Genomic DNA, 23891 nt, shown 5'->3' with positions numbered 1-23891 from the left:
AAATCTATATTAAAATGAAATTAAGAGTATTAAGTATTTGCGTTTTTACAGTACTAGTTTCCTTTGGTGCACAAGCACAAAGCAAATATTCGAGTACACCGCCCGAGGTGTCTCCAATGCCTATGAAACCTGAGATGACTGAGATTTGGGAACCTGAAGTTTCAGTAGTAACACCACCGAAAACATTAGGTGATGCTCCCTCAGATGCGATTATATTATTTGATGGTTCAAGCTTAGATCAATGGGTTAGCCAAAAGGATTCTTCTAAAGCTGCTCCATGGAAGATTGTTGATGGTAAACATTTTGAAGTTGAACCGGGAACTGGGGGTATTCAAACAAAAATGAAGTTTGGTGATGTACAATTGCATATCGAGTTTAGTGCGCCAGATAAAGTTGAAGGTGTAAGTCAGGGTAGAGGTAATAGTGGTTTGTTTTTACAAAACAGATACGAACTACAAATTTTAGATTCTTATAATAATAGAACGTATAGAAATGGCCAGGCTGGTTCTATCTATAAAGATGTAGCCCCATTAGTTAATGCTATGCGTAGTCCACTAGAATGGAATACTTATGATGTGATTTATACAGCACCTCGCTTTAAAGCAGATGGTCGATTAGATTCTAAAGCTCGTATTACAGTATTACATAATGGTGTATTAGTCCAAAATAATACTACTATAAACGGTAATACATTTTATATCGGATTACACCATTACCCTGAAGCTCATGGTGATGATGTAATTGCTTTGCAAGACCATGGTAATAAAACTCAGTTTAGAAATATTTGGCTTAGAAAGTTATAACCGAATAATTCTTAGTAAAAATAAAAGAGCTCTAAAATATCAATTTTAGAGCTCTTTTATTTTAAAATATATTAGTTATATGAGGTACTAATTTTAAGATTTAATACGATACATATTCTACAATTTCTAAACCATAACCCACCATTCCAACTCTTTTTACTTGAGAAGAATTACTAAGTAATTTGATTTTCGAGATATTTAAATCGTGCAATATTTGCGCGCCAACTCCGAAATCTCTTGCATCCATATCAATCTTTGGTGCTTTAAAAATCCCTTTTTTCTGTAATTCTTTTAATTCCGATAATCTATTCAAAAGATTAAGCGATTTAGGTTCTTGATTAATAAAAACAAAAGCTCCTTTACCAGCTTTGTTAATAGTAGAGAACATATCTTCTAGCTGCTTATCCGGATTATTCGTAAGCGTTCCTAAAATGTCATTATTGATTAAAGTAGAGTTTATACGTGTTAAAACCTCTTCATCTTTATTCCAACTACCTTTAGTCAAAGCAATATGGACTTGATCATTAGTGGTTTGTTTATAAGCTCGAAGTCTGAAATCTCCAAAGCGCGTACTTATATCAAAATCTTCCTTTTTCTCAATGAGACTATCATGCTCCATTCTGTAAGCAATTAAATCTTCGATTGAAACTATTTTAAGATTAAATTTTTTAGCAACCTCTAATAGTTGTGGTAATCGTGCCATACTACCATCATCATTCATAATTTCAACAATAATACCAGCAGGTTTAAGACCAGCAAGTCTTGCGAAATCTGTAGCAGCTTCTGTATGGCCCGTTCTTCTTAGAACACCACCTTCTTTAGCAACTAACGGAAATATATGTCCTGGTCTTGCTAAATCGTGCGGTTTGGTATCTTCATCTACCAAAGCCAATACTGTTTTAGCACGGTCTGATGCAGATATTCCTGTAGTTACACCTTGTCCACGTAAATCTACAGAAACGGTGAAAGCGGTCTCCAGAGGATCTGAATTATGGGTAACCATCATAGGTAAACCTAATTCTTTACATCTGCCTTCTGTTAATGGAGCACAAATAAGCCCTTTACCGCTAGTAGCCATAAAGTTTATCATTTGTGGTGTAACCAATTCAGCTGCGGCTATAAAGTCTCCTTCATTCTCACGATTTTCATCATCTACAACAATAATTACTTCACCATTACGTACCGCTTCAATAGCTTCTTCTATGGTGTCTAGCTTTATTTTATTTTCTGTACTTGTACTCATGTGATTTCTATTTCTTCCTTTTTTCGAAATAATTTTTTAAAGTAATCGATTGCATTACCAAAGTTGATCATACCCTTATCAGCGGTGGCTCTTTTGGTTAGAAATATGCCCAATGGAAGCATGATAAAAGTAGATAACCAGGCACCTAATACAGGGTGAATGTTACTTTGTTTTGCATAATTCTCGGCAAAAACACCTAAGAAATAATACACTAGAAAAAGCAATACTGCAATAACCAAAGGTAAGCCAATACCACCTTTTCTAATAATAGCGCCCAATGGTGCACCTACAAAAAAGAGTATAATGCATGATAATGCCAAGGCATATTTTTTGTGTAATGAAAGTATGTGCCTGTTGTAAATTTCATATCTTTTATCAAGTTCTTCTCTTTTTCCTTTTATAGATGATAGTATATTGGTAACCGTATTCTTAGCTGAACTATACAATTGAACTTTTTGCCATTCATCATAAAGCCCGATTATGCCTGCTATATCAGTTATAGTATCGTTCTTAACATCATTTTTTATAGCATTTGTTTGCCGTAAGAGATTGGTTGAATCTATAGCAGCTAGTTTTTTGTCTTTGATAATTTTGGCAGAATCTACTTTAATAATTGGAAAGGCTCCGACACGGTGACTTATATTTTTTGAGAATGCACGTACAATTTTAAGATTGTCTTTTTTTAATGAATCGATATCCTTTGTTAAACGGCCAACACTCTTCATTTTATCTGTGCTTACACCTCCATCAGCCTCTAAATCTTCACCGCCTAATTGTGGTGCCTCAATGTTCATACGGTAGATTTGGAATTCAGATTTTATAAAGGGATACTTTAATTTTTCTCTGCCATTCTTAGTATTCATATCTTGGTAATGATGACCATCTCGCAATACTAATTGAATAAGTTCTGAATCTTCACTACTAATTAATTCGCCAGTTTTTGCCTTTATTACAGTGGTGTTAATTTGTGTAGCTGACTTCTGATGAATAATGACATTGTTTAGAAAGCGGTCTTTTTCACCATGCTTGGTATCTACTTTAATACTCATGCCTTCGAAATCACTAAATACACCTTCTTCAATTGCCGCGGCTGGTTTTACCTTGGCAATATTCCTTCGCATATTATAAATTTTCTGTTCTGATGCTGGTATTACACTATTAGCAAAATAGAAGGTAACACCACCTAATAATGTTACAAAAACAATAAGTACAAGCATAGAACGCTGTAATGAAATACCTGAAGCTTTCATCGCGGCAAACTCATAGTTCTCTGCAAAACTACCGAATGTTAAAATTGAAGAAAGTAATACGGTAAGCGGTAAAACCTTTTCGGTTAAACTAGGCATCATGTAGAGAAAGAACTTGGAAATGATACCAATGTCCAATCCTTTACCTGCAAAATCATCTATAAAGAGCCATATGGCTTGAAAGATGAAAATGAACATCAATATAACAAATGAACTAAAAAAGTTATAGAGAAATCTCGATAGAATATATTGATCTAGAATCCGCAATTTACCAAGGTTAGATTAAGAACTCAAGACAAGTTCAATACTAGTTTTTTATGATGTAAAAGCCATCAGCTTCATACTTGCCTTCATCAAAGGTAAATAAGGTTTCTGACAATGGAAGATTCGTTTTAAAAGAATTAACAATAATCGTTGTCTTCGTCCCGTTTTTCCCTGTCATTATCAATTTATGAATATGTTTTGTTTCTACATCAATACCCAATAATTGCGAAGCTATTTCAGATTCAGTATCAATAGGCGTTAGCTTTATGAATTGAATCTTTCTTCCTTGCACGTTTTGTTCTATATCCCAAGAATAGGTTTGTCCTTGCTTATAAAAAGTAAGTAATTCGGAAGGGGAGAAGGCGTTTGGGTCATCAGACTTATCTTCAATAGACACTTCTTCATTTTCAGGAGTGATCGTGTACACCTTTTTGCCATCATACATTTGGGTTGCGCCAAAGAAATTAGCAACATAATTATCACCTTTCATAGTAACTTCCCCTCGTGTTTCCTGATTTATATCTGCTTCTGTGTTATTTAAAGTGTACTTAAAGTCAACAACAATATTATCGTAGCTCTTCACCTTATTATAAACTTCATCAAGCAAATTCTTTGCTTTGTCAGAATTCTGAGCCGAAGCTACAGTTGAAATTGTTAAGAGTATTAAAAATAAAAACTTTTTCATTTTTATTGATTTATTCGTTTTTTAATAATTCATCTAAAGCAATTAAATCAGGTACATATACCTGTCTTGCTTTGCTTCCTTCAAACGGACCCACGATTCCTGCAGCCTCTAATTGGTCAATAATTCTACCAGCTCGGTTATAACCTAATTTTAGTTTTCGTTGTATTAATGATGCTGAACCTTGTTGCGCAGTTACAATAACTACAGCAGCATCTTTAAACATTGCATCGCGATCAGCTTTATCTAACTCAAGAGTTGTGCCAGAGTCTTCACCAACATATTCAGGAAGTTCATGTGCATTCGGATATGCTCTCTGAGACCCTATAAATTCAGTAATCTTGGCAACTTCTGGAGTGTCAACAAAAGCACATTGTAAACGTGTCACATCATTACCTTGTGTAAATAGCATGTCACCACGACCTATTAGTTGGTCTGCACCTTGCGCATCTAATATGGTTCTGGAGTCAATTTTTGAAGCAACTCTAAAGGCAATACGTGCCGGGAAGTTAGCTTTAATAATACCTGTTATTACATTTACAGAAGGTCTTTGTGTGGCAATAATTAAGTGAATACCAATAGCTCTTGCCAATTGAGCCAAACGAGCTACTGGAGTTTCTACTTCTTTACCTGCTGTCATTATTAAATCGGCAAACTCATCAATTACAACAACGATATATGGTAAGAATTTATGACCGTCATTCGGATTAAGCTTTCTAGATTTAAACTTAACATTGTATTCCTTAATGTTACGTACCATTGCCGCTTTTAGCAATTCGTAGCGATTGTCCATTTCAATACAAAGGGAATTTAAAGTGTGTATTACCTTAGTATTATCCGTTATAATTGCCTCTTCTGAATCTGGTAGTTTGGCTAAGAAATGACGTTCAATTTTATTATAAAGTGTTAATTCAACTTTCTTTGGATCTACAAGAATGAACTTTACTTCAGCCGGATGTTTTTTATAAAGCAGTGAAGTAAGTACCGCATTAAGTCCCACCGATTTACCTTGGCCAGTGGCACCTGCCATTAGCATGTGCGGCATTTTTGCTAAATCAACCACAAAAGTTTCGTTACTAATAGTTTTACCAAAAGCAATTGGTAATTCCATTTCGGCTTTTTGAAACTTGCTGGCTGCTATTACCGAACGCATTGAAACAACGGTAGCATTTTTATTCGGCACTTCAATACCAATGGTTCCCTTACCAGGAATGGGAGCTATAATTCTAATACCTAGGGCTGCTAAAGAAAGTGCAATATCGTCTTCTAGGTTCTTTATTTTAGAAATTCGAACACCCGCTTCGGGCACTATTTCATAAAGTGTTACAGTTGGACCTATGGTTGCTTTAATCTGCGCTATTCCAATTTTATAGTTACGCAGTGTCTCTACAATCTTGGTCTTATTTTCTTCTAACTCTTCCTGATTTATAGTTATGCTACCACTAACACCATGTTGCTCTAATAAATCTATCGTTGGAAATTTGTAATTGCCTAATTCTAAAGTTGGGTCAAACTCCCCGAAATCTTCAACCAGCTTATCTGCAATGTTATCTGTTTCCTCAGGCTCCACGGTAACTTTAGCCACTTCCATATCTAATACTTCTTCCTCTTCAACAGGAGCCACTACAGGCATCTCTAGCTCAACTTCTTTTTCAATTTTAGGAATATCCTTTTTATGGGTGTAAGTGTCTACAACAATAGGTTCTACTTTTTCAGGAGTAAGTAGTATTTCTTCATTAGATTCTTCCGAATCGGTTTCGGCCTTTGGTGTTTTCTTAAATTCAGATGCTATCGATTTACTTTTACTATTTACAAAGTTCCCAATACCTTCCGGAGAAAATTTAAAAAGGCGAACCATTATAAAAACGAGACCAAAAAGCAATAATAATATAACGCCTATTTTGCCGGTATAATCTTGTAGAAAATCGTTCATTTCATAGCCAACCATTCCACCCAATAACGGACGTTCAATTGCAAAGAAACCTAAGGTGATAGATATCCAAATCATGAAAATTAATCCCCAAATCCATTTCTTCCAAAGTCCTTTCTTTTCGAGACTTAAGAATAAATATAGCCCTGTAATACACAATAGTCCGATAAGAATAAAAGATGCTAAACCGAAGCCGCGGTACATTACCATATGACTTATGCTGGCGCCAAATTTCCGAAGTAAATTTTCGGCTTCAGCATTACGGTCGCCAAACTGATTCAGTAGGCTCTGGTCGAATTGCCAAGTGAAATAGAAAGATGCGAAACTAAAAAATAAGGCAATACTAAGTAGAATTAAAAGGCTACCTAGAATAATCTTATTTTGTTTCGAAGGCTTAAATGAAATCTTTTTTTTAGGTGTAGAAGTTTGCTTAGTTTTTCTTCTTACCGTTTTCTTTTTTGCCATTAACTTGGGTTGTATTCATCACAAAAATACAAATAACCTTTGTTTTAGGAAGTTTTATATTCTTTGCTTTTTTACCAATTTTTGAAAGCTAGCTTTTAATACACTTTCGATTATTATTGTGCACTTAATTGGCCTTCTATAATTCGGTTCATATAATCTTGTTCAAAACCACGTGCCAATTGTTCAATTTCGGACATTGCTTTTGTCTGTTCTGATTTTAAGTTTTTGGTTAATCCTTTATCATCTATACTATAAAACCCTAAGGTGTTGTCATTTGAGAAAACGCCGATAAGGCTATCGCGCATGAACATCATATTAGACCCGTTATGGGCGATTGCGTATGGTTTTTGAATACTGTCACTTACTAAACTTCTTCCCCAACTTCTAAATGGTTTGTTGTACCCAGTTAGATCCATAAGAGTAGGGTATATATCAATTTGCATTGCTAAATCCATATCAACTCCCAACAGGCTTTCATTCGGAGAATAAAATAAAATAGGAACCGCAAAGCGATTTACCATTTTTAAATATTCATCATAATAAATTTGATTAGTATGATCTGCGGTCATCACAAAAATGGTGTTTTCAAACCAAGGTTCTTTAGATGCGGCTTCAAAAAATGTCTTTAACGCATGGTCTGTATAACCTACGCATTTATGCATTGCTAAATGTCCTTCAGGGAATTTGCCTTCGTAGGCTTCAGGAATGATATAGGGTGTATGTGAGGTAACTGTAAAAACTGTCCCCATAAAAGGTTCTTGTTTTTTTGATAATTCTTCATTTACATAGCCAAGAAAAGGTTCGTCCCAAATGCCCCAAATGCCATCATAATCGTCATCGTTGTTATATTCTGTTTTGCCATAATAGTGGTCGAATCCAAGAATATTGGCGTAACCAGAAAAGCCCATAGATCCATTAGGTGCTCCATGAAAAAATGAGGTGTCATATCCCATTTCATTAAGACTTGATATTAACGATTGTGTTTTTTGTGTAGCGAACGGGGAGGAGGTATACGCAGTTTTAAAAGAAGGTATACCAGCCAATATCGAAGACATCGCATGAATGGATTTTCTTCCATTTGTATAGGCATTCGGAAAAATTAAACTGTGACCAGCTAAAGAATCTATGAATGGAGTGTACCCAACATAATCATTAATACCCATCTCCTTATTAAAACTACCAATGTATTCTCGACTAAGGCTTTCTAAGATTATTAAAACAATATTCGGTTTCTTATCAACCGCTCGTCTGTACTCTTTTATAGGATGGAACGCCTTTTCTATTACTGCTTCTGATACCCCAGTCTTTTTTTCAAAATTGTTATTCCCATAAGTTCTAATAATGCTAAAGGGCGTGTTTAATACGATGTTGGCGTATTCCGGCATATCAACATGTCTACTGGCATCAATAAGTGTAATCGGTCGTGTACTGTGTTTAAAGTCACCACGAATTCCACCTACAATTAAAACACCAATGAGTATAAAAGCAAGAATTGAAAAAGAGAAGTATTTTATGCGATTGTAATTCTGAATTGGAATCAAACTTTTTCGTTTGTACAGCTTTACCCAGAAAAAAGCACAAATAGCAAATAGTAGAAATATGTGCCAATAATCACCTACAAACGAAAATAGTAATCCCGATTTGTTAGGTTCGTTATTAATGGACTCCAATGAAGCCATTGAGGCTCTGGCAAAGGTGAAGCGATAATAAGCAAAATCAATAAAATTAGTAGCAAATGCAATTAAGTTTGGAATAATGTAAATCCAAAATAGCACCTTCTGATAATTCCTTAAAGTGTTGATTGTGAGCGGTAATACACTAAGAAGTATAAAGAGAAGGTTGGTGTATAAAATTGCAGTGGTATCAAACGTTAAACCAAGAACACACAATTCTAAAAAACTAGTAATAGAATCTATAGCTATTAAATCTTGATTGTAGATGTAGAAGATAACGCGTGCAACAAAATAGAAGAAATAGGCCAATAAAAGACGGTAGGCTAAAATCTTATATTCCTGTATGCGGAAGGATTTGTCCATAATTGTTTTACACTCAAAAAGGATTAAATAACTAACCCTTTACTATATTTTTGGAAGGTAAATAATGAAACCGATAATCGTTGCACCAATTGAAACTAACATAACCGCACCCGCAGAAACATCTTTTATAAAACCGATTTTAGAATTAAAATCGGGATGTATAAAATCACAGATTTTTTCAATGGCAGTATTGGCACCTTCAACGCCCATTACTAATGAAATTGCTATGATTTGAAGAATCCATTCTGTATTTGAAATATCAAAATAGAATCCAAGACCGGTCATTATTAAAGCAATGCACACTTGAATTTTAATACTTGCTTCAGTACGAATCAAAAGCAGAGCGCCCTTCATTGCGAAACCCACACTTTTGATTCGGTTTACTAAAAATGATTCTTTAGGCATTCTTTAATGCGTTGATTGCTGCCTCATAATTGGGTTCATCTACTATTTCACCAACTTGTTCCGAATAGATTACTTTTCCGTCGGTATCAAGTGCTACCACGGCTCTTGAATGTAAAGGCGTTAAAGGGCCTGTATTGAATGCAACCTTGTATGCTTCGCCAAAATTACCATCTCTAAAATCAGATAGCATTTCAACATTTTCGATGCCTTCAGCACCACAAAAACGAGCTTGTGCAAATGGTAAATCTTTAGAAATACAAAGTACAACTGTGTTTTCTAATCCTGAAGCTTCTTTGTTAAACTGACGAACAGACTGTGCACAAGTACCTGTGTCTACACTTGGAAAAATGTTTAAAACAACTTTTTTTCCTTTAAAATCAGCTAAAGTTGCCGCAGATAAATCGCCTTTCGTTAAATTAAATTCTGGGGCTGTACTGCCAACTGCTGGTAATGTACCTATTGAGGTAATTGCATTACCATGTAAAGTTAATGATGCCATATTGAGGTTTTAATTTTTTGTGAAATTAAAAAATATTAATAGATTCTAAGAACTTCTTAAAATAAAAAGCCTACCATAAAAAGGCAGGCTCATATATTATAATGATTATTGGATTGCTCTAATTATCAATAGCGCCCATTACACGTTGCATAAAATCATTTAAAGCTTCCTTTTTAGGTTTGCCTTCTTTTACAGATTTATGCACTTCTAAAGCGCCATACATGTTTGATATTAATTCGCCAATAACATCAAGTTCTTCATCTTTTAAAGAATTCAATTCAGTAAGGTCTTCTAAGGTTTCAATTGTTTCAACCAAATAGTCCTCATCATTATTCTCTATGAAATTCGTTAAATGCTTAATTACTGGTAACTTCATGTATCAGTTCTTTTAAAACGTCGTATTTATTAGTTTGGACCTGATTTTTTAATGCTCCTTTTGTGAAAGCAGCAAAAGTAGGTAGGTTGTCAACGTTCGCCATTTTTCTAGATTCTGGGAATTTTTCTGCATCCACAAGAACAAAAGTTACAGCTTCGTTTAAAGTTGCTTCTTTTTTGAATTTTGGCTTCATTATACGACAATTTCCACACCAACCTGCAGAATATTGAACAACTACATTGTCATTCTTAGCTACTATTTCTTGTAAATTATCTTGTTCTAGTTCTAGTACCATAATTGTGCTATTTAAAAATTGTCACCAGCAATAAACTGGTGACAATATCTATTAAATTTAGTTTTGTTGAACTGCTAAGTAATTCGCAACTCCGTTTCTATCGGCAGTCATTGCTTCTTTACCTTCTTCCCAATTTGCAGGACATACTTCACCTTTTTCTTGTACATGTGTATAAGCATCAACTAAACGAATAAATTCATTTACATTTCTACCTAATGGCATGTGGTTTACACCTTCATGAAAAACAGTTCCTTCTTCATCAATTAAATATGTAGCACGGTATGTTACGTTATCTCCTTCTACTTCAACTACACCAGTTTCTTCATTGTACTGTTCATCAGAAATATCCAATATACCTAATGTATTGGCTAGGTTTCTGTTGCTATCTGCTAATATCGGATACGTAACACCTTCGATACCACCATTATCTTTAGCTGTATTTAACCATGCAAAGTGTACTTCTGCAGTATCACAAGATGCACCGATAACTACGGTATTTCTTTTTTCAAACTCACCTAATGCAGCCTGAAACGCATGTAATTCAGTCGGACATACAAATGTGAAATCTTTTGGGTACCAAAAAAGCAATACTTTTTTATTGTTTTTTTGAGCTTCCTCTAATACATTTAATTTAAATGTATCGCCCAAATCATTCATTGCATTTACTGCCAAATTGGGGAATTTTTTACCTACAATACTCATGTGAAATATTTTAATTGTTGTTATTTTCTAGTAACAAAATTATTTCATTAGTAGCTTTTAAACCAGTAATAGTATTCAAAAAATCGATGTTCCAATAAGGTTTATATATGCTACTGAAAAGCGATGCGTAAAGTGTTAAATCTCTAAAAAAACAAGTTTAAATATAGGATATAGACAAATTGTTCCTTAAAAAATTTCGATGTTGAAAATTGAGGAATTTCGATGAGAAAATTTATTTTGAAACTTTTGTGGCTAGCATTCGAATTTTAATGCTAAATGCAGCAAAAAGCAGTGTTGTAATCGGACTTAGCCAATTGAATATAGCATAAATAAAATATTCACCTACACCAACACCCAAAACTCCCGACTGATATGCGCCACAAGTATTCCATGGAATAAGTACAGAGGTAACGGTACCCGAATCTTCTAAAGTTCGACTAAGGTTTTCAGGAGCTAGGCCTTTATCTTCGTATGCTTTCTTAAACATTTTGCCCGGAATTACTAATGCCAAATATTGGTCGCTGGCGATAATATTTAATCCCAAACAACTAATAACCGTACTTGCGAAAAGTCCAAATATTGTAGTGGCTACGGAAAGTAATGCGCTAGTAATTCGCGACAACGCTCCTATACCATCCATAACACCACCAAAGACCATTGCACAACATATTAAGTAAATTGTCCAAAGCATGCCCTCCATACCTCCGGCGCTAAATAAATCGTTTAGTTTTTCATTTTCAGTAACTATCTGTGTGTCTGTAAAAATTGCTCTGAATAAAGCCGTCGATTCATTTTCTGATATCTGTAATAATATATCCGTTTGAAAAATCATGGCACAAATTGCAGCCGCACCAACACCAACTCCTAAGGCAATTAATGGTTTTGTCTTAAACAAAATTAAAATGATCACCAATACCGGTACGATAAAGAGGTATGGCGTAATATTAAAAGTGGATTCAATGGTAGCGAGCAGATTATCGACATTCGCTGAACCATTAGTTGCAATATTCATGCTTAAGATTGTAAAAACAATTAGCGTGATTACTATAGATGGCACTGTGGTAAGCGCCATATAGCGAATATGTGTAAATAAATCGGTACCGGCCATAGCAGGTGCTAAGTTGGTAGTATCACTTAAGGGAGACATTTTATCTCCGAAATAAGCGCCAGATATAACTGCACCGGCAATTATTCCCGCAGGAATACCCAATGCAGACCCAATTCCAACTAAAGCAATACCAACGGTGGCAGAAGTAGTCCACGAACTTCCCGTGGCTATAGATATTAATGCTGCGATTATTACTGAAGCAGGTAAAAATATTTCGGGACTCAATACTTTTAATCCGTAATAAACCATTGCCGGTATAATACCGCTAACGAGCCAAGTTCCTGCTAATGCACCTACCAAGAACAAAATCATGATTGGAACAAAAACACTGCGTAGGTTTTCCCAAATTTCAGCAAGCATCGTTTTTAGTGTTGTTCTATTAAAAAAACCAACAATTGCTGCAATACCGCCACCTATTAAGAGAATAAACTGATTTGAATATGTGCCTAAAGCCTCTCCATCGGCAAAAAAGATATTGTAAGCTAGCATAATCATTAATAACACAACAGGAATAAAGGCTTCCAAAAGGCTTAGTTCTTTGTTTTCCACTATATGTTCATCTTCACGATGTTCTGCAAATTCTTTTTCACTCATATTTTGAATCAGTCTCTTGTTTGTAATATTACGATTTTGGCCTGTGGCGTGCAAACTTGGAATAGAATTGCCTTAAACTTTAATACTATTCGAAATAGTAGTAATTTTGAAATTCAATTAAAACACCAAATTATGAGTCAATACGATGTGGCCATTATCGGTTCAGGGCCCGGAGGTTATGTAGCAGCTATACGTTGTGCACAATTAGGAATGAAAACAGCAATTATAGAAAAATATTCAACTTTAGGAGGTACGTGTCTTAATGTAGGATGTATTCCGTCTAAAGCTATGCTCGATTCTTCGCATCATTACGAGTCGGCTATTAAACATTTTGATGATCATGGTATTGAAATACCTGGTGAAATAAAAGTGAATTTAAAGAAAATGATAAGCCGTAAGCAAGCTGTGGTTGACCAAACTTGCGCAGGGGTGAAATTCTTAATGGATAAGAATAAGATTGATATCTATGAAGGTGTTGGTAGCTTTAAAGATGCTGCGCATATCGAAATAAAAGGAAAGAAGACGGAAACTATCGAAGCTAAAAATATCATTATTGCTACGGGTAGTAAACCATCTACGTTGCCATTTATTAAATTAGACAAAGAACGTATCATAACTTCTACAGAAGCCTTGGAGCTTAAAGAGATTCCAAAGCATATGATTGTTATTGGTGGTGGTGTTATCGGTTTAGAACTTGGCCAAGTATACAAAAGATTAGGAGCAGAAGTTACTGTAGTAGAGTATATGGATCGCATTATTCCTACTATGGATGCTTCACTTTCTAAGGAATTGATGAAAGTATTAAAAAAGCAAAAAGTGAAATTTGCGCTATCTCATAAAGTAAAATCTGTTGAGCGTAAAGGCAATGAAGTTATTGTTAAAGCTGATGATAAAAAAGGTAACGAGGTTGAATTTAAAGGAGACTATTGTTTAGTTTCTGTTGGAAGAAAACCGTATACCGATGGATTGAATGCTGAAGCGGCAGGGGTGAAAATAGATGAAAGAGGAAAAATAGAAGTTAACGAACATTTGCAAACTTCTACTGCTAATATCTATGCCATTGGTGATGTTATTAAAGGAGCGATGTTAGCCCACAAAGCCGAAGAAGAAGGAACTTTTGTTGCGGAAACAATAGCGGGTCAAAAACCGCATATCGATTATAATTTAATTCCCGGTGTAGTGTATACATGGCCAGAGGTTGCTGCTGTTGGTAAAACCGAAGAGCAGTTAAAAGAAGCTGGTGTTGCTTATAAAATAGGGCAATTTCCAATGCGTGCTTTAGGACGTTCGCGTGCGAGTATGGATTTAGATGGCTTTGTAAAAATATTGGCTGATAAGAATACCGATGAAATTTTAGGATTTCATATGGTAGGAGCAAGGGCCGCAGATTTAGTTGCTGAAGCTGTTGTAGCGATGGAATATCGTGCTAGTGCTGAAGATATCTCTCGTATGTCTCACGCGCATCCAACATTTGCAGAAGCGATTAAAGAAGCTGCATTAGCTGCAACTGACGATAGAGCGTTACACGTTTAAGTTTACAATAATTTGATTATAAAAAAAGGCTGTCTTTTAAGACAGCCTTTTTTAGTTTTTATGAGTTCCGTCGCAATAGGGCGGATTACTGGTAAGCTTGCAGGTACACAAATGTACTTTTTTGTCTTCTGCAACTTCAAATTTTAATGGTGGTGTTGCTTTTGCTTCACGGTGTGCTCCATTGCAAAATGGTTGTGTTTCGCTATGGCCACAGGTGCACCAAGCGTATTTTTTACCTGCTTCTAATTCGCAAGCTATGGGAGAAAATTTTGTATCGCTCATTTTTTTATTTCTAGTTAGAGCCTTAAAAATAGTGCAAACTTTTCCCGTTTTCAGTCTAGCGAATTAATTTGTACTGAGTCCAAATAGGTGTGTTGTAAATGTTTATTCTTGCAGCGTTATTTTCCCAGGTACACCGTGCAAACATTTAATAATCTGATTACCTCCTGGAGTTCCAGCGTGGTAATGATATCCTCTAGTGGCGTCTGTATGTCCACCACAATCATCTAAATTTGAAGGCATATGTTTGTCTTTGTCTGCTAATGCATAAATTCCAAATCCATCAATAGCATAACCGATTATTGGGGAATGTACATCGGGTTGTTCAACTTCCTTTGTGGAGCCAGTTACAGCATGGTAGTGATAACCACCATGCGGATTCACATGACCACCATGATCGTCTAATGGTGCAAGTGTGTGTGCCGCTAATATAGCTTCCGTTGGGGCAGGAGGGTCAAATTTTACACCGTTAAATGCAAGACCAATTCCGCCTCTTCCAAAACGTTGCGAAGTTTCTTGATAAGTTGGTGTTACAGGTATTGTATATGTTGTTATCTGATGCTTAAAGTATTCTGGTAAACACTCTACACAATGATTTTGGTATGCTTCTTCAACGTCTGGTTTCGCAGCTCCTAAACAAGCTTCTTTAGATTCGGTAACTTTTATAGAACCATCTTCGCGATATAATTTCCACTTTTCATCTTTATAAAACTCATCGAGCTTTGCAATAAAATGACCAGTTACATCATATACATTTCCATCGCTAAACCATAAGCCACCTTTCTCTTTTCCCTCATCAATATGGCGCGGACACCAAGGACCCATTTGGTGCTCTGTTGCCTGTGAATTAGTTTTAATAATATAGCAAAGCGTTTCTACTCCATTTAGGTTTACTTTTTCTTCTTTTATATTACCTATAATATTTTCCGCGATAAAAAAATCTTTGTTTACGGTAACCGTTTTTATCTCAGTACCAGCAGTTTCAACATCATTCTTTTTTTGATTTGACTTACATGAAAAAAGTAGCGTAACGGCTAGTAATAAAAGTGCGGATTTCTTCATTTTTAGGGGTTTAGAATTATATTGAACAAAAGGGCCTAATTTAGAAGGACTTATATAATGCGAGATTATAAATATACATAAACATTCGATGCTAAATTCTGATAATAAAACCGATTATATTAGGAACTTCATTATAATGTGCAAAATGGACATTTTGTTTTGGTAAGGTATTGACTTTGAATGTTTTCTATGTTAATTTTGTGAAGTATATAAATACTATAATAATGGCATTGGTAAAAAAATCAAAAAGTAAAGGGTCACAAACTTTAGTGACTTTTACAGTTGCAAAAAATGAAGCTCCAAGTTCGGCTAACGTTTTATTGTTAGGCGATTTTAATAATTGGCAAACAAATGATAGTTCTTGTCAAATGGAAAAAAAAGGTAGTTCTTTTGTTAAGACTATTGAACTAGAGAATGGTAAAAGTTACCAGTTTCGTTACTTAAGTGAAGACAAAGGATGGTTTAACGACCATGCTGCTGATGCTTATGTACCATCTCCTTATGCAGATATAGACAATAGCGTTGTTGATTTAAGCGCATTGCCAGAAAAAAAGAAACCTGTAAAAAAAGCTGCTAAAAAGCCAGCTGCCAAAAAACCGGCTGCAAAAAAGGTAGTTGCAAAAAAGCCAGCTGCTAAGAAACCTGCTGCTAAGAAAGTTGTAGCGAAAGCTAAAAAAGATGATTTAAAAAAGATTGAAGGTGTTGGTCCAAAAATAGCTTCAATTTTAACTGAAAAAGGTATTGGTACTTTTGCACTTTTAGGTAAAGCAAGTGTAAAATCTTTAGAAGCCATTCTTAAAGAAGCTGGTCCTCGTTATACAATGCACAAACCAGGTTCTTGGCCAAAACAAGCGAAGCTTGCCAATGCTGGAAAATGGGATGAATTAAAAAAGTTACAAGAAAAATTAGATGGTGGAAAGTAATTCCTTCAAATAATTAGTGTAGAAAAAGCCCTAAGAATTTATGCTTAGGGCTTTTTTGTGTTTTGTAATAGATGTGCAGGTTTGCAGAAAGATATTTTAATTAAAATTCCCAGTACCATCTCCAAACCATTTTAGATTATTTAAATGATCATTTTCGAGATATATGTCTGAATTTCCATCATTATTTAAATCTTGAATATGTACCCAGATAAACCAATTTTCTCCTGAATTATTAGAAATTGACGTACTAGTAATGTCTAAAAAAGTACTATTTTCTTCATTCTCAACAATCTGTAAATAAAAATTTTGATAAAAGTTATTCGAATCAACTCTGTTTAGTATTAAATCTTTGTCACCATCATTATCAAAGTCTATAGCATCGATATCTACAACAATATTATAGCCACTTACTGCCGGTATAGCACTGCTTAAATCTTTATAATACTTACCAGAACTATTGCCCCACAAAATTAATGAACTTGATCCTTGGTGTTCGTGTCCAGCCAATACCAAGTCAATAAAACCATCTGAATTAATATCGATGAATTCCGATGTATAATAATTCGTATTGTGATGAAATTCTTCAGCAATGAATTCAGTTGTTGGTGTAAAATTTCCCAAACCATCATTAATCAAAAACAACGATTCTTCTGTACTTGGAACACCGATTATAAAAATATCCAAATCACCATCATTATCAAAATCAGCAGAAGAACCACCATGATAGAAACCAGAAATGGTATTAAGTTTTTGATAGTTAAAACCATTCCCATTATTTAAAAGTAGTATCTGTGATTCCCCCAGATACGGAACAGCATCATAACCATGTCCTATTATAAATGCATCTATAAGGTTATCCCCGTTATAATCTCCCGTTAGAATTTTTCTTGGATGTTGTAATCCTTCATAACCGTTAGGTAGTGCGTTTAACATTTCTGTAAAACTAGCACATGAAAATCCAGCACAAGCACCACCACATTCGCAATAATTAGTATTAACTCCTGTTCCGTCGCCGAGGAATAATTTTATTGGAGAAAATTCGAAACTTTGGAATAGACCGCTCGAAACAAGTACATCTGTATTTCCGTCAGTATTAAAATCTGCGTATGCTTTTATATGAAACCTATCGAAATCTTGAGTTAACTGTGCCCCATCAACATATACATCTGAACTTTGTAAACTATATGAACTTCCATTTTCGATATTTTCATTTAGACTTATATTTAATCCTTTATCCTTAATAAGTTCTAAAGAATAATTATTAGTGCTTCCATCTTCAGCAGTAACAATAATATTGAAAGGACTATTGGCCAGCTCAAAGATTTGATTTATGGATAAATTAATTGTTGAATTTTGCGAAACCTGAATAGATTTAACTGATACATGTTCTGTTGGAAATGGCAATGCTGTACTATTGACAATAGTTGTACTGTTTATATTTGTATCATAATCTACATTTTTATATGCTAAAACTAGTGTTAGTAATTCTTTTTCATCTGATTGTGTTTTTTCTATTTCCTTCTTTTCTACGTCAATGGGAGCGTCACTTTCACTACACGAAAAAATGATTAGTAACAATGTCAAAAAAATAAAAAATAGTTTTTGATATTTCATAACGTTCTATTTAAGTACGCATTCTCTCAATTTTAGCTGCTGTTATTAGCGGTAAGCCTCCCATATAAAGATAGCTTTTTGTGCTGAATTTATTTTAGTAACGCTGCAAGCAATGCATTTTAGGGGATATTAACTGCTAGTTTTTCTGAAATTTGGGCTGTAAATTTCCTGTTTAAAAGCGGTAGTGTTCAGATCGAATTGTAAGAATACATTGCATAAACTAGGTTCTTTACAAAAACAAGTAAAGCTTGCAAATAGGATGAATTAAAAAAGTTACAAGAAAAATTAGATGGTGGAAAGTAATTCCTTCAAATAATTAGTGTAGAAAAAGCCCTAAGAATTTATGCTTAGGGCTTTTTTGTGTTTTGTAATTTGCTGGCAACGCTTTTTACTTTTTCGAAGTCTGCTTTTCTTTATTTCTCGTTTAGAACAACAGAGTTAGCAACAAAATCATGAATAGCTTTTCTCTTAGTATTAGCCGTTGTAGTCAACAATGAAATCCAGCCTAAGAATACTTTGAATATGAAACGTACGATGGCTGCTGGTAGACTAATAAAACTATCCCTGTCGTTATCTTTTCGAACTGTAATTTTACTATACGAATGTCCGATTGTGCCGCCGTATTGACTCGTGAAAAAAGGGTCGTAGAGTAGAAATATAATTACCGCTAGTATAATTCGTACGTAGTTCGGAACATTCTCAAAAAGATTTAAAATTTCGGATACAGCGTACATTGCAGCAATTAGAATAATACTATCAATTACTGCTGCTTTTATTCTGCTTGGTAAAATTGCATATTCTCTTTTCATATTAAAAAGTATTAATCCTGTCTATGTTTTTCAAATCGTTTTGCCAGCCGTATTTTGTTTTATTCTTAATTTAAGAATCCGTCTAAAAATGCCATCGCAAACTTTGAATTTAAAACATTCCCTTTGCCTAAATTAAAAGGGTTACTTAGGTTTTGGCTGTTTGCTAAAATCACGAATGTCAAATCCTTTTCAAGCACTTTAAGGTATAGCCCCGAATAAGCGTTAGGTTGTAAGCCATAGTGCCAAACTAAAGTATGCCCTTTGTATTTCTGAATAAACCATCCATAACCGTACGGTGAAAGACTTTTATCTGACAATTGATATGGTTTTAAAACCTTCGCTTTACTTTCTTTTGAAATTACGATATTATTGTTAAAAGCCTTATCAAATAGTAATAAGTCTTTAGCGGAAAAAACTAGTCCAGCGCCAGCGTTTAATGGAAGACGCGGAAATTCACTTCTTTTAAAATAACCTCCAGCATCTGTTGTGTAGGGCAAAGCAATTTTTTCTAAAACTAATTTTTTTGATTTGTCTAATTGTGAGGAAGCTGAATTTTTTAAGTTCAGCTTTTTAATAACCAAACTATCTACCAATTCATCAAATGTCAGGTGGGTTACATGTTCCACAACACCAGATAGCATTCCAAAGAGAAAGCCATTGTATTTATAACCGGTACCCGGAATATTTTCAGCGGTATGCGAAAGATGATGTTTTAATACGATGTCATCGCGTTCCGGATTATAGTTGTCCAAGAGAAACGAATATTCCGGCATTTCATCATTAAAATAGGCTAATGTTCGTTTGCAGGTTCGAATATAGTCGGGGTAATAGTTCTTAATTTTCCAGTCTAAATCAATCATTTTTTCTGCTACTAATTGCATCAAGATTGTTGAAAAAATAGGTTTGGTTAAAGAAGCTATTCGCAAAGGTGTATCGCCTGTCATTGGAATTTCCTCAGCTCTGTCCGCCAATCCAAAACCTCTACTAAGGTGTATGGAATCTTTCTTAGATACACCGATACTAATACCTGGAATTTTATATGCTTTTCGTAAAGAATCTATTTGTTGCTCAAAAACAGAATTCGGGGGTTGCTCCGATTGCGTAATTTTAACGGTAGTACTTTTGTACTTCGTTTCACACGAAGCAAAAATAATAACACAAAGTAGCACTATTAATTTGTTCATGGTTTCTCTAGATTTAGTATGTAGCTTGTTTATTAAATAGTTACGATACGTTTTCTCTCTCGTTACAGATAAATTAGTAATGGTAATTCTGGTCTTAAATCGAATGATTTTCCTTGACTATTATTATCAAAATAGAGCTCCATTAAATGTGCTTTTCCATTTTTTATTGTGGTGTTTTCAATTTGGTTCACCGCTTTTATTGTTTCGGATTTTAAGTCTACATCGGTTGCCGTAATAACTAGCTTGGTTACCTTTTGTGCTCCGTTGGGATGTTTAAAAAATTCGCGCCATAATGCATATTCCTCGGGAATGTTTTTTAAGTCTGCTATTGTTTCAAAGGTATCGGCTTCAATTTCTGGATACACCACAAAAATAGACGGTTCGTTCAGATGTATTTTGGAGTTTTTAGCGGAATATATGTTGGTATTTTCTTCCATCCATTCTTGGTGGTACTTGACTTTTTCAAACGGAATTTTTTCTACTTCATAATCTTTTATTTTGAGTGCAATACTAAAAGGGGAGGCTCCATTTTTTTCGAAGTTTGCTCTTTCGGTAAAATCTAAATCTTTGTTGAGTTCGTTATTTTCCTCCAACTCGTTTTGGTCATAAACAAAAATCAATTCGAGATAACCATTTAAAAAATTGAAATACCTGCCAGCTGTTCCTTGTCCGGTATGGACTTGTGATAGTGAATCGGGTACTGCATTAAATCCAATAGCTTGCAATTTTTCTTTTGCCTTGGTTGGGTTTGCTACCCAAATATTAAAATGATCCACTTGTAAGTCTGTGGTAATAGGTGTAGCCGTTTTATCCGTGCTTTTTTCGCTTTTTACATTTTTGCAAGTCGATAAGCCAAAGAGTAAAACTAAAATTATAAAATACTTATGTTGGTTCATTTTAAATGGGTGATTTCTTTTGGAACACTGCTAACGCAAATTTTAATTTGCAAAAGTTATCGACCCACTTGGCACAAACTTATCCTTCTGGGAATCTAAACCTTCTAACTTATAATAAAGATCTTGCCCTTCTAAAAAAAGACCTGTTCGCGTCACGCCTTTATCGGTTGGCGCTAAGTGACTCAGTAAAACAACATAGAACATAGCGTATTCATTCGGTTTAATAGTTCGTTGGAAATAACTCGGTTTATAGAAGTTTTCGGCTACGAAATCTTCAATGTAATCTAGTCCAAATCCAAATGTAGTTAGTTTGTCGGGCGTCATTTTATCGGTTGGAACCAATAATTTAAAGTACGTATGAGTCGCTGAATCAATTACAATAGAATCAGCAGGAAAATTTAGGTTTAACGCTATTGTTAAATCGCTTTTGTTTATAACACGCGACCAGAATACCGCATGGCCATATTTTCCATCGGGCGTATTAATAGGTCCACCTCTTGGATAGCTGTTTTGAATAATAATTCCTTTTCCAGTTGTATCCAAATAACATGCTTCGGTATGTAGATAGCTGGCTCTGCTAAACCCATGCGTTTTAATTTCACTTTTATATTTCGTTTTACTAGCTAGCGTTTCTGGTGCACTAACGGCTGAATCGGTTGTTGTTTTATGATTTTGCCCAGAGGCATAAAATGAGAGGGTAGTTAACAGCAGTAGAAGTATGTTTTTTCTCATTTTATGTTTGATTAATATGGTCAAGGTGAAAAATTAAGCGACATTATAAATATACGCAGACCTTAGTGTTTAAAAGCCTAATCACATATTGTTTATAGGTTGATTAGTAAACTGGATTTTTTCATTCTCCTTTACCTAAAGGTAAACAGTATTTTACAACCATTTTGTCTATACCTTACTTTTTCCACGTACTACAACTAATTTATCTTACGTATACTTATTCAATATTTTCCACTTTAATCTGCGAATTTTTTATTTTGGAAGATAGCCTGAAATGTGTTTATTGGAAAGTTATTTAGAGTTGTAGACTTCATCTGTTACAGGCTCCATCCATTCTACAATTCCTTTTTCCGTATTAGGAATAATATAAAGTTGTTGTAAACCTACGTCGGGGCTTGCCCCATGCCAATGTTTTACATTCGGCGGACATTTTGCTACATCTCCTTTTTTTAAGACTTCAATTTCTTGTCCTTCAATCTGGTGATAGCCAATTCCATCTGTAATAATCAATATCTGTCCAGAGGGGTGGGAATGCCAGTGGCTTCTTGCTTTTGGTTCAAAATAAACATTACCGACAAGTGTTGAGTGTATAGAATCTGCTTTTACCAAGCTAATATAGTAAGCGTCTCCAGTAAACCACTCTTCCGTACCTTTTTCACCATTAGGGAAAATGGCATTCAATTCGTTTTTGTCTGATTCCGTATTTTGCTGTTTTGTTTCTGTCTTTGTATTGCACGACAGAAATATCAATAGTAAAAGGGAAACTCTAAGTGTTGTTATTGTTCTCATTTTATTTTTTTTTATTGTCTCCTGAGGCTTAGGGCCAAAAGATTTAGCGAACTTGACAAATATGCTCAAGCCTTTAAACATAGGACTTTTTGCCCTATTTGTTATAGCATCGATGAAAAAGCAGTAAGTCGAGTATCTTTAAAATGAACTAAAGATTAAAGATATGATTACTCAAATTACTGCTGTACCGAAGTTATACATTGGCATTGACATTCACAAGAGAAGTTGGAAAGTACATTGTGCTACAGATTTGTTTTCAGGCAAGTCTTTTTCAATGAATCCGAACCCGGAACAACTTAAAGATTATGTTGATAAACATTTCGCTAATTATGAAGTATCGACCGCATACGAGGCGGGTTGCTGTGGATATTCAGCGCATCGTTGTTTCGAATCTTATGGTTGGTTTTCGTTAGTAGTTAATCCTGCTGATATTCATAGAAAGGGTAAGGAGAAACATACCAAGACCGATAAGATAGATGCCCAGCTTATATCCAGAGAACTTAAAGATGGTAGATTAGAAGGTATTCATATTCCTGATGTTGACCGTGAAGAACTTCGAAGTCTTTTTCGTCGTCGCAATGATTTGGTAAAGGATTTTCGGAGGATAAAGAGTTATATAAAAATGCAGCTTTTATATTTCGGTATTAAAGAGCCAGAAGAATTTGACAACGACCATTGGAGTCATAAGTATAGGAAATGGTTAGATGATATTGTGTTTAAAAACCCAACAGCAAAAGCAACTTTAGAGAGCCGTATGCGTTTCTTTCGTTTTGTAGACCAAGAGCTTCGAGATGTTTCTACTCAGCTTCGTAGGTATTGCAAAACGTACCATAAGAAGGATTATATGTTGCTTCGCAGCATACCTGGCATTGGAGGAATTGTTGCTTGTGGTATTTTATGTGAATTGGGAGATTTACGACGTTTTAATAGTGTCAAACATTTGGCTGGTTATGTTGGTCTGGCACCTGGAGTTCACCAAAGTGGAAGTAACTATAAAACCCTTGGTATAACTCCACGTGCACATCGTTTAATACGGAGTTATTTTGTAGAGGCATCTTGGCAGGCGATACGAGCTGATCCAGTGATGCAAGCATACTATCGTAAGCACCAAGGTAGAAATGTAAAGAGTATCATTATCAAAGTAGCGAGAAAACTACTTAGTAGAACATTAGCTGTTATTAAAACAGAGACTCCTTATTGCATAGGAGTACTAGAATAAAAAAATAACCATAACAAAGCTCACAAAATAGTAGTGAAACTCGTACCACAAAACAACGTGGGTGATCCAAGAAATTGGAATCACATCTTTATAGCAAGTGGCCGAGTTTATTATAATTTATAATCATACAGATGCTGGTGAACCCTGAAAATAGGTGTATCACAAATAGGATGCGGAGCAAGTTATATTAAAAGAAAAAAAG

23 protein-coding genes are annotated in these 23891 nt (G+C 34.8%); 4 read left to right on the top strand and 19 right to left on the bottom strand.

Annotation, left to right across the window (positions count from 1 at the left end; genetic code table 11):
* Positions 1-14 precede the first annotated feature (14 nt).
* Positions 15-803: a 3-keto-disaccharide hydrolase gene (locus UH7x_RS18860; protein WP_482361480.1), complete on the top strand. Its 789-nt coding sequence runs from the start codon at positions 15-17 to the stop codon at positions 801-803.
* A gap of 100 nt (positions 804-903) precedes the next feature.
* Here UH7x_RS18860 and ribB read toward each other — a convergent pair whose 3' ends face one another.
* The 11 genes from ribB to nhaC all read right to left on the bottom strand — a co-directional run bounded on the left by ribB (position 904) and on the right by nhaC (position 12649).
* Positions 904-2046: a 3,4-dihydroxy-2-butanone-4-phosphate synthase gene (ribB, locus tag UH7x_RS18855; RefSeq protein ID WP_482361479.1), complete on the bottom strand. Its 1143-nt coding sequence runs from the start codon at positions 2044-2046 to the stop codon at positions 904-906.
* Entirely contained in the window at positions 2043-3539 is a 1497-nt protein-coding gene (locus tag UH7x_RS18850; RefSeq protein WP_482363630.1) for an LptF/LptG family permease, read from the bottom strand. The genes ribB and UH7x_RS18850 overlap by 4 nt, the downstream gene beginning before the upstream one ends.
* A 61-nt stretch (positions 3540-3600) precedes the next feature.
* Entirely contained in the window at positions 3601-4242 is a 642-nt protein-coding gene (lolA1, locus tag UH7x_RS18845; protein WP_482361478.1) for an outer membrane lipoprotein periplasmic chaperone LolA1, read from the bottom strand.
* Positions 4243-4252: 10 nt separating this feature from the next.
* Positions 4253-6634 (bottom strand): FtsK/SpoIIIE family DNA translocase, encoded by a 2382-nt coding sequence (locus UH7x_RS18840; protein ID WP_482361477.1) that lies wholly within the window; start codon positions 6632-6634, stop codon positions 4253-4255.
* 113 nt (positions 6635-6747) lie between these two features.
* Entirely contained in the window at positions 6748-8670 is a 1923-nt protein-coding gene (locus UH7x_RS18835; protein WP_482361476.1) for an LTA synthase family protein, read from the bottom strand.
* A 42-nt stretch (positions 8671-8712) separates the two neighbouring features.
* The gene (locus UH7x_RS18830) at positions 8713-9075 is read right to left on the bottom strand and encodes a diacylglycerol kinase (RefSeq protein ID WP_482361475.1); all 363 of its coding nucleotides are present in this window, start codon (positions 9073-9075) and stop codon (positions 8713-8715) included.
* Positions 9068-9574 (bottom strand): thiol peroxidase, encoded by a 507-nt coding sequence (gene tpx / locus UH7x_RS18825; RefSeq protein ID WP_482361474.1) that lies wholly within the window; start codon positions 9572-9574, stop codon positions 9068-9070. The genes UH7x_RS18830 and tpx overlap by 8 nt, the downstream gene beginning before the upstream one ends.
* A 118-nt stretch (positions 9575-9692) precedes the next feature.
* A complete protein-coding gene (locus UH7x_RS18820) occupies positions 9693-9950 on the bottom strand; it encodes a DUF6952 family protein (protein ID WP_482361473.1) in 258 nt (85 codons plus the stop codon).
* Complete coding sequence (locus UH7x_RS18815; protein ID WP_482361472.1) at positions 9931-10245, bottom strand: thioredoxin family protein; 315 nt, start codon at positions 10243-10245, stop codon at positions 9931-9933. Before UH7x_RS18815 ends, UH7x_RS18820 begins: the two co-directional genes overlap by 20 nt.
* 57 nt (positions 10246-10302) lie before the next feature.
* Positions 10303-10947, bottom strand: a complete 645-nt coding sequence (locus UH7x_RS18810; protein WP_482361471.1) for a peroxiredoxin — start codon at positions 10945-10947, stop codon at positions 10303-10305.
* Positions 10948-11179: 232 nt separating this feature from the next.
* Positions 11180-12649, bottom strand: coding sequence for a Na+/H+ antiporter NhaC (gene nhaC, locus UH7x_RS18805; protein ID WP_482361470.1), 1470 nt, complete (start codon positions 12647-12649; stop codon positions 11180-11182).
* 132 nt (positions 12650-12781) lie between these two features.
* On the opposite strand from nhaC, the gene lpdA reads away from it, so the two are divergent.
* Positions 12782-14182 (top strand): dihydrolipoyl dehydrogenase, encoded by a 1401-nt coding sequence (gene lpdA / locus UH7x_RS18800; RefSeq protein ID WP_482361469.1) that lies wholly within the window; start codon positions 12782-12784, stop codon positions 14180-14182.
* A gap of 51 nt (positions 14183-14233) precedes the next feature.
* On the opposite strand, the gene UH7x_RS18795 is transcribed toward lpdA, so the two are convergent.
* Together UH7x_RS18795 and UH7x_RS18790 are read right to left on the bottom strand one after the other, a co-directional pair.
* The gene (locus tag UH7x_RS18795) at positions 14234-14464 is read right to left on the bottom strand and encodes a CDGSH iron-sulfur domain-containing protein (protein ID WP_482361468.1); all 231 of its coding nucleotides are present in this window, start codon (positions 14462-14464) and stop codon (positions 14234-14236) included.
* Between the two features lie 102 nt (positions 14465-14566).
* Entirely contained in the window at positions 14567-15523 is a 957-nt protein-coding gene (locus tag UH7x_RS18790) for a YHYH protein (protein WP_482361467.1), read from the bottom strand.
* A gap of 224 nt (positions 15524-15747) precedes the next feature.
* Between UH7x_RS18790 and UH7x_RS18785 the strand changes: the two genes are divergently transcribed.
* Complete coding sequence (locus UH7x_RS18785) at positions 15748-16446, top strand: hypothetical protein (protein WP_482361466.1); 699 nt, start codon at positions 15748-15750, stop codon at positions 16444-16446.
* A 96-nt stretch (positions 16447-16542) separates the two neighbouring features.
* Here UH7x_RS18785 and UH7x_RS18780 read toward each other — a convergent pair whose 3' ends face one another.
* From UH7x_RS18780 to UH7x_RS18755, 6 genes are all read right to left on the bottom strand, one after another.
* A complete protein-coding gene (locus UH7x_RS18780; RefSeq protein ID WP_482361465.1) occupies positions 16543-18060 on the bottom strand; it encodes an FG-GAP repeat domain-containing protein in 1518 nt (505 codons plus the stop codon).
* 413 nt (positions 18061-18473) lie between these two features.
* Positions 18474-18869 (bottom strand): RDD family protein, encoded by a 396-nt coding sequence (locus UH7x_RS18775; protein ID WP_482361464.1) that lies wholly within the window; start codon positions 18867-18869, stop codon positions 18474-18476.
* A gap of 65 nt (positions 18870-18934) precedes the next feature.
* On the bottom strand, positions 18935-20053 hold the full coding sequence (locus tag UH7x_RS18770; RefSeq protein WP_482361463.1) for a serine hydrolase domain-containing protein: 1119 nt from the start codon (positions 20051-20053) through the stop codon (positions 18935-18937).
* Positions 20054-20115: 62 nt separating this feature from the next.
* A complete protein-coding gene (locus UH7x_RS18765; protein WP_482361462.1) occupies positions 20116-20949 on the bottom strand; it encodes a VOC family protein in 834 nt (277 codons plus the stop codon).
* Between the two features lie 42 nt (positions 20950-20991).
* Positions 20992-21681: a hypothetical protein gene (locus tag UH7x_RS18760; protein WP_482361461.1), complete on the bottom strand. Its 690-nt coding sequence runs from the start codon at positions 21679-21681 to the stop codon at positions 20992-20994.
* 291 nt (positions 21682-21972) lie between these two features.
* Positions 21973-22470, bottom strand: a complete 498-nt coding sequence (locus tag UH7x_RS18755; protein WP_482361460.1) for a cupin domain-containing protein — start codon at positions 22468-22470, stop codon at positions 21973-21975.
* A 163-nt stretch (positions 22471-22633) separates the two neighbouring features.
* Here UH7x_RS18755 and UH7x_RS18750 point away from each other — a divergent pair, with 163 nt between their 5' ends.
* On the top strand, positions 22634-23689 hold the full coding sequence (locus tag UH7x_RS18750) for an IS110 family RNA-guided transposase (protein WP_482361459.1): 1056 nt from the start codon (positions 22634-22636) through the stop codon (positions 23687-23689).
* Positions 23690-23891 lie beyond the last annotated feature (202 nt).

Source organism: Aurantibacter sp. UH7, assembly GCF_056839165.1.
The sequence above is the reverse complement of the archived record's forward strand: the minus strand, read 5'-3'. Positions and strand labels throughout refer to the sequence as shown.